Genomic DNA, 12,118 nt, shown 5'->3' on the forward strand with positions numbered 1-12,118 from the left:
CTGCCTAGCGCTTGTAGGGCAGCAGCTCGGCTGCTACCGGGACGTTGGGGTCGGTTGCGTTTTCCGTCACGACATAATCGAGCGGATAATCTCCATTCTGCGACTGAACCCACTGGGTGCCGATGATCGGCCCCGGCGACACGTTGGGCACCGGACCCGACGTGAAGTCCACTTTGCCGGAGATGGTTTCCACATTTAAGACGGCAATCGCGTCGCGGATGGCTGTGCGGGACGTGGGATCCGCCGAGGCCTTGAGGGCCTCGACACCTGCGTCCAGCAGCGACAGGGTCGCGCCCAGTTGTTGTGTCCACTGCTCGCCGGTTTCCGCTTCCCAGCCATCGCTGAGTTCCTGTCCGTTCAGACCGGTCAGCGGCGATGTGTAGGGAAAATCACGGTGCCAATAGGCCGCTGACGAGATATTGAGACCAAGGGAGCCGAGTGCCTCGATATCTGCGGGAAACAGGCCAGTCTTGGCGGTCTGGATGATCTTGATTTGCGAGGTCAGTCCCTGTTGGGCCGCCTGTCGCCAAAATGCCGCGAAATCCGGCGGGATCGGGAAGGTGTTGATGATCTCGACACCCTCGTCCTTGAACAGCGCGATCTGGGTGGAATAGTCGGTGGTGCCGGTCTCATAGGCGCCGGGGTCGACAATGGTGTATCCGCCGGCTTCCAGTTGCGGCGCCAGAACGGCTCGGACCGCGTTGCCGTCGGCGTCGTTGGGGTACATGACACCAACTTTCTTGTTGGTCTCGATCAGTCCCCACTGCGACAGATAGGTCTTCAGAAATTCGCCGACGCCGAAACCGAAGTGGTAGGTCCACTTGAAAGGCGACGGTTCGCCGGGTTTGGCTCCGCGGCCGAAATACCAGGCCTCCCAGGGCATCACCGTGGACAGGCACGGCACGCCGGCGGCTTCGCAGGCATCGGCCACCGGATTGATGACTTCCGGCGTGGAAATGGCGAGCATCAGATCGATGTTCTCGTTGATCAGGTCCTTGGCAAGTTGTGCCGCGCGCGCGGGGTCCGACTGGGTGTCCCGGTCGAGGATTTCCACGGCATAGGTCTTGCCGCCAATCTCCAGTCCGTTGGCGAGTGCCTCGCGTGCCCGGTCGAGAACATAGCCGTCGGTCTTGCCGAAGCCGGCAAGCGGTCCGGTGCGCGGGCTGACGAAGCCGATACGGATCGTGTCGGCTTTCTGCGCCAGCGCGCCATTGGCGCCGGCCAGAACGATTGTTCCGGCGGCGACAGACGTCGTGACGAACCTCCGGCGGTTCAGGACAGCTCTGGATAAAATGGTGTTCACGGTCTCTCTCCCTGTTGTTTTTGTTGTCGTTCTCGTTTGATGTGTCAGCGGGCAGTGCGGCCCGACGTCGTGATCCAGCGGACTTCGGTAAATTCGTCGAGGCAGGAAACGCCTCCAAACCGGCCATAGCCGCTGGACTTCATGCCGCCGAACGGCATCGACGGCTCATCGGCCACCGTCGGGCCGTTGATATGGCAAATTCCGGTCTCAAGCTGAGCGGCTATGGCGGCCGCCTTGTCGAGGTCGGCGCTGAACACTGCCGATGACAGGCCGTATTCACAATCATTGGCAACCGTGACGGCCTCGTCCGCGGATCCCACGCGGTAGATCCCGACCAGGGGGCCAAAGCATTCCTCGGCATAAAGCCGCATCATCGGCGAAACGTGATCGACAATGGTGGCGTCCATGAACGGCCCGTGCGCAGGCCCGCCGGTCACAAGGCGCGCGCCCTTTTCCAGTGCATCGGAAATGAGGGCGGACAGGCGGGTCGCAATTCCGGGCGTGCCCAGTGGGCCGAGCCGGATGCCCGGCTGGCGCGGGTCTCCGGCAACCAGCAGGCGGGTTCGCTCGGCAAGGGCCGCGACGAAGGCGTCGGCCACCACGTCTTCCACGATGATCCGGTCGGTGGCCATGCAGATCTGGCCGTTGTTCAGATAGGCACCGAATATCGTCGCCTCGACGGCGGCTTCCAGATCCGCGTCGGCCAGGACAACAAACGGCGATTTGCCGCCCAGTTCCAGCAGGCACCGCTTGAGATGTCCCGCAGCGATACCCGCCACGATCCGGCCGACACGGGTGGACCCGGTGAAATTGATCCTACGCACCGCCGAATGGGCGATCAGGGTCTCAACCACCTCTTCGGAATGCTCGGGTGCATTTGTCATCACACTGAGCACACCGGCGGGCACGCCCGCCTCATGAAGAAGTTCCGCCAGCAGCATATGGGTTGCCGGGCACAGTTCGGATGCCTTGAAGATCACCGAATTGCCGAAAGCAAGCGGAAAGGCGATCGAACGCATGCCGAGCGCAATCGGCGCATTCCAGGGCGCAATAGCCAGGCAAACACCCACAGGTTGGCGCACAATCACCGATGCCGTTTCGCCGAGCGCCGGCAGGTCGGAATTGAATTTCTCCGCAAGTTCGGCGGTTGCAGTCAGGACGTCGGTCGCGACCGTCAGATTGAACGCGATCCAGTCCGCTGTCGCGCCCATCTCGGAAGTCATGCGGGAGGCGAATCTTTCGGCATATGCCGGCAGCAGGGATCTTGCCCGCAGCAGGACGGCGGCCCGTTTCTGTCCGGACAGCGCAGCCCAGCCGGAAAAATTCTCGGCGGCGACCGCCGCCATGTGCTCCGCATCCGCTGCACGTCCGCTGGCGGCGCGGGACGCGACCAGACTGGTTGTCGGATCCAGGCGCTCGAAGCTGCCGCGCGTTTCCGCAGGAACCTGTTCGCCATTGATGAACAGTCCCACCCGGACCGGGGATGCCTGTCCATCATCTGTGATCGGAACCTGCTCTGAACGAGTCGGTTTCGGCGTGTTTTCCAAGATGTCCTCCCAACGCTTTCCTCAAAGCGCAGGAAAGCCTCACACGTTTCCTTTGAACATGACATGATGTAAAATGGATAAGTAATGTTGTTTTCTGGGAAGTTTTGACGACATGGTGGCTCAAGACAGCGCGCTGGTTTCGCTGATCAGGTTCGAAAGCATCCAGTCGGGGCTTCGGCCCCGCACGTTTTCCGCAGGTGCGGGCAGTTTTGCGGATTTCAATTTATTCGCGATCGTGGCGCGCGGACGCGCCGACGTCCTCAGCGAAGATGCAGAGGTCGAGGTCGAGATTGAAAGCCATGCGGTCCTGATTCTGCCGCATGGCCAGCCTGCTCAGATCCGCGTTCCGGCTGGAACCCGCGCATGGCTGGTCGGCTTTGCGCGGCCGCTGCAGCCACTGATCGTCGGCAGCGGCACGGAGAGCCTGATGCTCAACATGGTGCTGGGCCGAATGACGCTTACACCGGGGAACCGCGACGTGGTCGAACGGAGCATTCTGCCGCTATTGCCCCTGCTGGCGGATGAACTGGCCGACCCGGCCAAACGCTCCCAGGCGGCGGCGGCCGCGTTGTTTCGACTTTTGCTGATCGCGGCAAGCCGGATGCTCATCGGCGACGAACTGGTCGAAGGCACCAATGACATTCATATCCTGCACCGGTTTCGCCAACTGGTCGAACTGGGCTACCGGTCCCGCAGGAAGGTGAACGACTATTGTCAGGATCTGAATCTAAGCTACGACCGGCTGCATGACATCTGCCAACGCAATTTGAACCGGACACCGCTGTCCCTGGTTCACCAAAGGATCCTTCTGGATGCGACCACCTGGTTGAGGCAATCGGACGAAAGCATTCATTCGATCTCGCAGCGTCTGGGTTTCAACGACCCGACCCGGTTTTCGCATTTCTTCAAGCGCGCGATGCAGGTGTCGCCCTATCAGTTTCGCACAATGGCGCATGCCGAGCGAACCAGCCAGCAAGGCGCCGCGTTGGGTGAATTCGCCGACTGGCCCTGACACACGAGAAACGGAAAATTTCCAGCCCTGCCGAAGAGGCGCCCCTGCAGTGTTCGGCATGGGGCATCTCCAGAAGAGACCTCACGCGCTTCTTCTATGCTCCATGCCCTGTGTCATGGCCAATGGGACCGAAATCCGGTGGCCGGTCCGCTCCCGGGTGGTCAGCCCGTTCAAGGACCTCGGGCAATGACCTCGGCAGGGTTCAAAACGTGGCTGAAACACCCAGAACCGGGCCATGGGTGATGGCATCGTAGGCAAAGCTGGAGGTACCGCTCCGGCCATTGTCATAATCGACGCTCAAGACCTTGTATTGCAGGTGCGCCGCCCAGACTTCGCTGAAACGGTACCCTGCCCCGCCCTGGACATTCCAGGTGAAATCAGAGGCCAGACCGAAGCCGCCGATATCGGCGCGGGCGTTCAACGACCATTTGTCGGTCAGATCGTGCGACCCGCGCAGGCCGATTACCGGGTCCCACCAGTTGTCGCCCCGGGTGGTGGTGAAATTCCCGGCAATCGAGCCGGTAACATTGAGATCCATCGAGATGTCCCAGTACCGGCCGCCGGCATAGATATCGATGAAGCCGTTGCCGGAGCTGTAGGCCCGGTAGGTCAGCATGGTTTCGACAATCAACTGGCTGACGCCCACACGCGCCCGGCCACCCGTGCGCAAGATATCCTGGGCATTGCCAAGTTTCATGTAGGCGATGTCGATGAACGCGCCGAAGGTCTGGTCGTAAAGCGCCTCGGCGTGGATCATGCCGCCAAAATGAAGGTTTTCGAGGATGTCGCCCGTGCTGACATCGACGTCCGTATTGGGCAGACGTCCCACCTGGCTGGTGCCGGTGATGTTCGCGCCGACGAAATAAGGCGCAACGATGAACTGCCAGGCCCGGTCGACCCGCACGTTGACCTGATTTCGCTGGTCTTCCGCGGCCAAAACCGTTTCGGCGGGCCATGCCGCCGCACCAGCCATGGTGGCGATGAGCAGCGCTCGCTTCTTCAGTCCCGTTTTCATCATGTCGACCCCTCCACCGGCATTCCCTGCATGACCTTACGCGCTTGAGACTCGCAAGAACACCTCGTCATTTTCTTCACAGATGAACAAACTCTTCGAAATCTGTTCAGTCTGACGCACGACCTGGCCGTTCAAAAGTGCTTGCCTGCACTCTGGGTCCATGCACAGGCCTTTATCGGGCGGTCACCGTTTGTGTGTCTGGGGACGCAGAACACGGAGGCCAGCGGCAGCGGCATCATCGCCGCGAATACCGCGGTTCCGACGCTCACCGATGCAGGTGTGCCGCGTGCAAAGATTTTCGTCCTGTTCGAATTCGACACCGAGGCAAAGGCGCGTGAATTGCCCCCGGGAGCCTCGGGCGCGGTGGCGATCTGTTCCAGCCAGGGCATTCAGCAGACGTCGATGATCCGGCGCGTCGCGATCCGGTTCTACAGCTATCTCAACTATGTCCTCCCGGACGGATAGCCGGGATCTGGAAGTTCAGGTACGAAATGGTGCGACAGACACTTTCCAAACCAGATCAGGAGAAAACCATGACCGATACATCGACAAATCTCCCAGCCAGTTTCAAACAGGCCCTCAAGGACAACAGATCGAGCGTCATGTGGATCGGGATCCTCATGGCTGTCGTGGGGGCGGTCGCCATCATTTTCCCGTTCGCGGCGACCGTGACCACGAACTACATGGTCGGCTTTCTGTTTCTGTTTGCCGGGGTTCTCGGCATCTGGCATTCGTTTTCGATCAAGGGGACCGGCCCCTTCTTCGGCGCATTGCTGATGGGACTGGTGACTGTGGTCGCGGGTGTTTTTCTTGTTTCAAACCCGCTTGAAGGCATTCTCATCCTCACCATAACCGTCGGACTGGTGTTCGTGTTCGAAGGTGCCTATCAACTGTTCGCGGCTTTCGAATTCAGGCCTGCCAAGGGCTGGGGCTGGATGCTGGTTTCGGCCTTGATCAGCATTGGCGCGGGGTTGCTGATCGTCAGCAAGCTGCCCGGAACGTCTCTCTTCGTGCTCGGATTGATCATGGGGATCAATTTCCTGTCGACGGGCCTGTCGATGATCATGCTGTCCAGAGCCGTCGACGAAAGCGCTTGACGCCAGAAACCGCGGGGGCGCCATCGAGCCTCGTCCGAGCCATTGCGGCCCGGAAGGGTTTTCCAGGCGGCAACAGAGGTCTTCCGGCCGGTTGCCGCCCCGCAAATGTCCGATCAGCCTTTGCCCTTGGTCAGGGATTTGATCAGCAACGTCAGGATCGGTGTCAGGAGAGCGTTGATTGTTCCATCCAGCGGATTTCGGGAAAAGGCCAGCAGGCCCTTTTTCAACGTCAGCAGTTCTTCCCGGACTGCGTCGACCTCGTCCTGGATGTGTTCGGCCTTGGCCTCGAGTTCAAGCAGGCCGGCGTCCCGGACTTCGCGGGCAAGGTCCAGTTCGGGGCCGGTGCTCAGACGGGAGCCCCAGACAACAAGCAGTGTTGCGATCAGAAAATCTGCGACCGCCACGCCAAGAGCCGCGTAGACAGGACCCCAGCCCTCTTCCAGCGCGAAAAAGCCAGCGACATTGAGCATCCCGAGACCAAACACGAAGATCAGGCCGGCAAACGCCATCGAGCCGATGCGTTTGGTAGCCACATTGAGTTTTGCCTCGATGATCAGGAGCTCCGCGCGCCAGATAATCCGCATGGTCCTCACAAGACTGTCCATGACGATCTCCTATCTTCGAAGAAGAGCGCCGACAACAACGCCGAGAGCGAAAGCTCCAAGCACCGCCGTAACCGGACGCTCCTTGATTTCGTCGCCGGCCTCTTCGACCAGTTCCGACAATCTGTCGGCGAGATTGCTGATTTCAGGGTGTGCGGAAGGTTCGGCCGGATCCGCGTCCTCCGTCGCCGGCGCGGCCGCCGTCTCGTCGAGCGGTTTCCTGGGCCGCGGCTTGCGGGATCGGCGCTTGCTGTCGGTTTCCGCTTTCAATTGTGAAATCTCGGTCTTGAGATCTGAGGCGCCCGGCATTGAGATTTCCTTCGCGTTCGAGGGAGAGCGTACCGTAAGGTTCCACGTCGTCAAAGGCAAAAGTTGCGGAATACCGGCAGGTTGGAGCAACCGGGCGAACTATCGGTTTTCCTGAACTGGTGGCAGTATGGGCAAGTGGGCGATGGAGAGCGACAAGGTGACTAAGGACAAGAGACAGGGCGAAAGAACCCGGTTCCAGATGGGTGTCATCGGCTTCATTGCGCTGGCGACCGGCGCCGTTTTTCTCGGACTGATCGGCGACTATCTGATCGCCCTGTTCCTGGCAGCCATATTCAGCGCCATGTCGGCTCCGATGTACCGCTGGATTTATGACCACACCGGCCGGCACAAGGGCCTCGCGGTCGGACTGACACTTGTCGGCCTGTCGGTCGGTGTGCTGTTGCCGCTCGGGGCGATCGTTGTCCTGGGTGTCCAGCAAGCCACCACTGTCGCCAAATCGACCTCCGCATGGGTCGAGACCGTCGATGTGGAGGCCCTCGGCAAGGCATTGCCGGCCTGGCTGCCGTTTGACGTGGATCTTGCAGGCCTGGGTGCAACAGTGACGCAAAAGATCGGGGAAGCGGCCGGTCAGATCGCCAATTTTTTCGTTACCGCGTTGTCCCATGTGACCAAGGGCACGGCTTCCTTCTTTTTGAGCCTGTTCATCATGTTCTACGCCATGGTCTTTTTCCTGCCGCAGCCGACCAACATGTTCCAGCAGATGCTGGTTCATTCGGGACTACCACGAGACGTGCAGGAAAAGCTTGGAGACCGGGTTCTTTCCATCAGCCGTGCAACGATCAAGGGAACCTTCCTGATCGGTGTTGCCCAGGGTGTTCTGGGCGGGATCGGTTTCTGGGTGGCCGGACTTCCGGGTGCGGCATTCTGGGGCTGCGTCATGGCAGTGTTGTCCGTCATTCCCGGCATCGGGCCGACGCTCGTTCTCATTCCGGGCGTGATCGTTCTGGCGGCGAACGATCACGTGATCGCAGCCGTCGGGCTTGCGGTGTGGACCGCGATGGTGGTCACCACCGTCGACAATCTGTTGCGGCCCATTCTTGTCGGACGCGACACGCGGATGCCGGACCTTCTCGTTCTCATCAGCACTTTCGGCGGCCTGGCGTCCTTCGGCGCGGTCGGCCTGGTTGTCGGCCCGGTTATCGCAGGACTTTTCATGACGGTCTGGGCTGTCTTCGAACACACGCTGCGGACAAACGGCCTGACTGACGACACCGCGACGGACACTGTTTCAAACGATCCGGCCGCATCGGAAACCGAAGGCCCGTACCGGGAAATTGCAATCTTGCGCGCCGAATTGGAGGAGTTGAAAAAACGGAAGTGAAATCTTCGATTGAAGACGTGGTTATAGTGAGTTGATTGAGGGAAGTGGAAACAGTCGCCATGATGACCGGGCGCTCGGGAGGTGCAATGAACTGGCTGGGACTTGGTCTGTTGGCGTTGTTCGGGTTCGGCTGCGCTGTGAACGCGGCTGCCTCCGCCGAAGTCGTGCCGTCTTATGTCGGGTCCGGTTCCTGTGGAACCTGCCATTCGGACGCCCTCAAGTCCTGGCAGTCCAGTCATCACGCCGACGCCTGGTTGCCGGTGACCGACCAGACTGTCGATGGCGACTTCAATGACGCGTTTTTTGAACACCGCGGTAGAACCACCCGTTTTTTCCGGGACGGCGACCGTTACCTCATCGAAACCGCGGATGTCGCCGGCGGGCCCAAGGTGCTGGAAGTCAAGGGCATCGCAGGGATCGCACCACTGCAGCAGTATCTCGTGGAAACCGAACCCGGCAGGCTGCAATCCTTCGACGTGGTCTGGGATCAGGAGAAAAAGACCTGGTACCACCTTTATCCGGATCAGGTTCTTCCTCCCGATGACGGATTCCACTGGACGGGGCCCTACAAGACATGGAACGCGCGCTGCGCGGAATGCCATGCAACGGGGTTTCGCAAGAATTACGATGCCCGTATCCGCCGGTATGAAAGCAGCCAGGTGGAAACGGGTGTCGGCTGCGAGGCCTGCCATGGCCCGGGCGAGGCACATGTCGCATGGGCGGCCGAGGGCGGCAGCGGATTTCGGAGCCCGTTTCCCGGGACAGACACCAAAGGGCTTCTGCTGAGTTTCAGGGAGACACCGGCCACAACCGAAATCGGGCAATGCGCCGGCTGTCATTCGAGGCGGGAAGCTTTCGAGGATGGGAACCCCACCCCCGGCACGCCGTTTCACGACAGCTACCGGCTCGCCTTGCTGCGCGCGGGGCTGTATCACGCGGATGGCCAGATCCAGGACGAGGTCTATGTCCACGGGTCTTTCCTGCAGTCGAAGATGTTTGCGAAGGGGGTCCGTTGTTCGGATTGCCATGATCCGCATAGCGTGCGCCTGAAAGCCGAAGGCAATGCCGTTTGCACGCAGTGCCACTCGCCTGCAGGCAACCTGGCGTTTCCCTCGCTGGCGCTGAAGTCCTACGACGACCCGGCGCATCATTTTCATGAAACAGACACTGACGGCGCCGCTTGTGTTTCCTGTCACATGATCGAGCGGACCTACATGGGCATTGACGGCCGCCGGGATCATTCGTTCCGCGTGCCCCGTCCCGATCTCAGCGTGAAGATCGGCACGCCGAATGCCTGCACCGATTGCCATACGGACAAGACGGCTGCCTGGGCCACGGAAGCCCTGGTACAGCGGTATCCCGACAGCCGTCACAGGAGCGCGCATTTTGCGGAGGTCTTCGCCGCCGCCAGAGCCGACACGAGCGAATTGGGCGCTGACCTGCTGGACATAGCCCGGCACACGGAATTCCCGGGGATCGTTCGGGCCTCCGCTCTCAGCCTGCTTGAAAACCGCGTGGCAGAGGACAAACGCGTTCTGGCTGCAGCCCTTCTGAGCGATCCGGACCCTCTCGTTCGCGCTGCCGCTGTGCCGTTCCTGGGTATGGGGCAAGATGACGGTGCCACTCTGATCGACGCCCTGGAGGATCCTGTCAAATCCGTGCGCATCGCTGCTGCGCGCCAACTGCTCCGCGTTCCCCTTGAGATGCCGTCCGAACCGGTCCGCTCGGCCGCCCGGTCGGCGCAGCGAGAATGGCAGGAAAGTCTTGCCGCCAGACTGGATTTTCCCGAAACGCACATGGCGCTCGGCGGGACCGCCCTGGTGTTGCGGAATTCAAAAGCTGCGATCCGCGCGTTTCAGGAAGCGACCAGTCTCGACAGGCAACTTGCCGGGGGTTGGATCATGCAGGTCCGGTTGCATATGGCAGTTGGCGATTTGGCGCGCGCGGAAGTTGCCCTTCAAAGAGCACTGCAAAATATTCCTGATAACGCGATTTTATTGAGGCTTAGAAATCAGCTTTCGCAAAAATAGACTTTACAAAAACCACCGGCCAAAGATTATTTCTTGTAACGTAACATACTTATAGTTCGATTTTTTCAAAAAAATCATGCGTGATTGAATGGTAATTTTCAACAGGCTTGACCATTGTCAATAGAATGTGTCGCAATAGGTGTATATTTCATCTCGGCCTAGTGGAGGAATATATCATGTTTACGGGAATGAGATTGTGTGCCGGCAGATTGTCTGCCTTTGCTGCGGGGGCATTGCTACTGGCAATTGTGACGCCTTCATTCGCGCAACAGGATGAAAAACCGAACATACTTGTCATCTGGGGTGACGATGTCGGCCAGTCGAATATCTCCGCCTACACCTTCGGCCTGATGGGATACCGCACGGAAAACATCGACCGGATCGCCAAGGAAGGCATGATGTTCACCGACTATTACGGCGAACAGTCCTGCACCGCCGGCCGGTCTTCCTACATCATGGGCCAGAGCGTTTTCCGGACAGGCCTTTCCAAGGTCGGCCTGCCGGGCGCGGACCTTGGCATGCAGGTCGAGGACCCGACCATTGCCGGGCTCCTGAAGCCACATGGCTACATGACCGGTCAGTTCGGCAAGAACCATCTGGGTGACCAGGACTCCATGCTGCCAACCAATCACGGTTTTGATGAGTTCTTCGGCAATCTTTATCACCTGAACGCCGAGGAAGAGCCGGAAAACCCGGATTACCCGAAAGATCCAGCGTTTCGCGAGCGTTACGGGCCGCGCGGCGTGATCAAGTCTTCTGCCGACGGTGCCATTGAAGATACCGGTCCGCTGACGAAAAAGCGTATGGAAACGGTCGACGACGAGACAGTCACGGCGGCGATCGATTTCATTCGCCGGGCCAACGATCAGGGCAAGCCGTTTTACGTCTGGTGGAACGGCACAAGGATGCACTTCAGGACCCACATCAAGGACGAGGTCCGCGGCATTTCCGGTCAGGACGAATACAGCGACGCCATGCTTGAGCATGACGGTCATGTCGGACAACTGCTTGCAGTGCTGGATGAACTTGGCATTGCGGACAACACCATCGTTCATTATTCGACCGACAACGGCCCGCACATGAACACGTGGCCCGATGCGGCCTCTTCTCCGTTCTTCGGTGAAAAGAACACCAACTGGGAAGGCGGCTGGCGTGTCCCGTCGATGGTTCGCTGGCCGGGCAAGATCGAGTCGGGTTCGATCTCGAACGAAATCATGCACCACATGGACTGGCTGCCGACCTATCTTGCAGCCGCCGGCGATCCGGACATCAAGGCGAAATTGAAGGAAGGCAGCGTTCAGGCGATCGGCCGCGACTACAGGGTCCATCTCGATGGCTACAATTTCCTGCCGCATCTTCTGGGTGAAGAGGAAGCAGGACCGCGCAAGGAGATCTTCTATTTCGCGGACACAGGAGAACTCACGGCCCTGCGCTATGATGACTGGAAGGCGATTTTCCTCGAGCAGAAGGAGTTCGCCACCTTGCGGGCCTGGATCGAACCCTGGACGGTCTTGCGCGTTCCGATGATCACCAACCTGCGCCGGGATCCCTATGAGCGTGCGCATGTGACCTCGAACACCTACTACGACTGGATGATCGACCGGGTGTTCTTCCTGGTGCCGGCGCAGGCCTATGTCGCCGAGTTCCTGAAAACATTCCAGGAATTCCCGCCACGCCAGAAACCGGCCAGTTTCTCCATCGACCAGGTCATGGAGATGATGACGGACTCGACCGGGTCTAAATAGGGCGCGGTTTCCCCATCCCAGGCAGCGGAACGGCCGCCTGGGATTCACGGGCAACCCTGTCCGGCTTTAACAAGACCACAGTCGAGGACCGGTCGCGGTGCGCCCGTCTCTTTCCG

Annotated in this window: 10 protein-coding genes and 1 pseudogene; 6 read left to right on the forward strand and 5 right to left on the reverse strand. The window is 59.9% G+C overall.

Annotated features, from left to right (window positions below; genetic code table 11):
• Nucleotides 1-4 precede the first annotated feature (4 nt).
• Nucleotides 5-1,303: an ABC transporter substrate-binding protein gene (locus WNZ15_RS19755; protein ID WP_342894743.1), complete on the reverse strand. Its 1,299-nt coding sequence runs from the start codon at nt 1,301-1,303 to the stop codon at nt 5-7.
• Between the two features lie 44 nt (nt 1,304-1,347).
• Nucleotides 1,348-2,850, reverse strand: coding sequence for an aldehyde dehydrogenase (locus WNZ15_RS19760; RefSeq protein ID WP_342894744.1), 1,503 nt, complete (start codon nt 2,848-2,850; stop codon nt 1,348-1,350).
• Nucleotides 2,851-2,962: 112 nt separating this feature from the next.
• On the opposite strand from WNZ15_RS19760, the gene WNZ15_RS19765 reads away from it, so the two are divergent.
• Entirely contained in the window at nt 2,963-3,862 is a 900-nt protein-coding gene (locus WNZ15_RS19765; RefSeq protein WP_342894745.1) for a helix-turn-helix transcriptional regulator, read from the forward strand.
• A gap of 202 nt (nt 3,863-4,064) precedes the next feature.
• Here the strand turns inward: WNZ15_RS19765 and WNZ15_RS19770 are convergent, their stop codons facing one another.
• Nucleotides 4,065-4,880, reverse strand: coding sequence for a hypothetical protein (locus WNZ15_RS19770; protein WP_342894746.1), 816 nt, complete (start codon nt 4,878-4,880; stop codon nt 4,065-4,067).
• A gap of 66 nt (nt 4,881-4,946) precedes the next feature.
• On the opposite strand from WNZ15_RS19770, the pseudogene WNZ15_RS19775 reads away from it, so the two are divergent.
• Nucleotides 4,947-5,096, forward strand: a pseudogene (locus tag WNZ15_RS19775) (pyridoxamine 5'-phosphate oxidase family protein); the annotation flags it as partial.
• 314 nt (nt 5,097-5,410) lie between these two features.
• Nucleotides 5,411-5,974, forward strand: coding sequence for an HdeD family acid-resistance protein (locus tag WNZ15_RS19780; RefSeq protein ID WP_342894747.1), 564 nt, complete (start codon nt 5,411-5,413; stop codon nt 5,972-5,974).
• 113 nt (nt 5,975-6,087) lie between these two features.
• On the opposite strand, the gene WNZ15_RS19785 is transcribed toward WNZ15_RS19780, so the two are convergent.
• Both WNZ15_RS19785 and WNZ15_RS19790 read right to left on the reverse strand, forming a co-directional pair.
• Nucleotides 6,088-6,579: a phage holin family protein gene (locus WNZ15_RS19785; RefSeq protein WP_342894748.1), complete on the reverse strand. Its 492-nt coding sequence runs from the start codon at nt 6,577-6,579 to the stop codon at nt 6,088-6,090.
• A 9-nt stretch (nt 6,580-6,588) separates the two neighbouring features.
• Entirely contained in the window at nt 6,589-6,885 is a 297-nt protein-coding gene (locus WNZ15_RS19790) for a hypothetical protein (protein ID WP_342894749.1), read from the reverse strand.
• 127 nt (nt 6,886-7,012) lie between these two features.
• Here WNZ15_RS19790 and WNZ15_RS19795 point away from each other — a divergent pair, with 127 nt between their 5' ends.
• From WNZ15_RS19795 to WNZ15_RS19805, 3 genes are all read left to right on the forward strand, one after another.
• Entirely contained in the window at nt 7,013-8,227 is a 1,215-nt protein-coding gene (locus tag WNZ15_RS19795) for an AI-2E family transporter (protein ID WP_342894750.1), read from the forward strand.
• 86 nt (nt 8,228-8,313) lie between these two features.
• Nucleotides 8,314-10,257 (forward strand): multiheme c-type cytochrome, encoded by a 1,944-nt coding sequence (locus tag WNZ15_RS19800; RefSeq protein ID WP_342894751.1) that lies wholly within the window; start codon nt 8,314-8,316, stop codon nt 10,255-10,257.
• A gap of 176 nt (nt 10,258-10,433) precedes the next feature.
• The gene (locus tag WNZ15_RS19805) at nt 10,434-12,002 is read left to right on the forward strand and encodes an arylsulfatase (RefSeq protein WP_342894752.1); all 1,569 of its coding nucleotides are present in this window, start codon (nt 10,434-10,436) and stop codon (nt 12,000-12,002) included.
• Nucleotides 12,003-12,118 lie beyond the last annotated feature (116 nt).

The organism is Roseibium sp. AS2, from assembly GCF_038900065.1.
In the GTDB taxonomy this organism is placed as follows: Bacteria; Pseudomonadota; Alphaproteobacteria; order Rhizobiales; family Stappiaceae; genus Roseibium.

Coding starts and splice junctions, on each gene's coding strand:
- WNZ15_RS19770 (WP_342894746.1), bottom strand. CDS start 4,880: ATGATGAAAACGGGACTGAAGAAGCGAGCGCTGCTCATCGCCACCATG.
- WNZ15_RS19780 (WP_342894747.1), top strand. CDS start 5,411: ATGACCGATACATCGACAAATCTCCCAGCCAGTTTCAAACAGGCCCTC.
- WNZ15_RS19765 (WP_342894745.1), top strand. CDS start 2,963: ATGGTGGCTCAAGACAGCGCGCTGGTTTCGCTGATCAGGTTCGAAAGC.
- WNZ15_RS19805 (WP_342894752.1), top strand. CDS start 10,434: ATGTTTACGGGAATGAGATTGTGTGCCGGCAGATTGTCTGCCTTTGCT.
- WNZ15_RS19790 (WP_342894749.1), bottom strand. CDS start 6,885: ATGCCGGGCGCCTCAGATCTCAAGACCGAGATTTCACAATTGAAAGCG.
- WNZ15_RS19800 (WP_342894751.1), top strand. CDS start 8,314: ATGAACTGGCTGGGACTTGGTCTGTTGGCGTTGTTCGGGTTCGGCTGC.
- WNZ15_RS19795 (WP_342894750.1), top strand. CDS start 7,013: ATGGGCAAGTGGGCGATGGAGAGCGACAAGGTGACTAAGGACAAGAGA.
- WNZ15_RS19785 (WP_342894748.1), bottom strand. CDS start 6,579: ATGGACAGTCTTGTGAGGACCATGCGGATTATCTGGCGCGCGGAGCTC.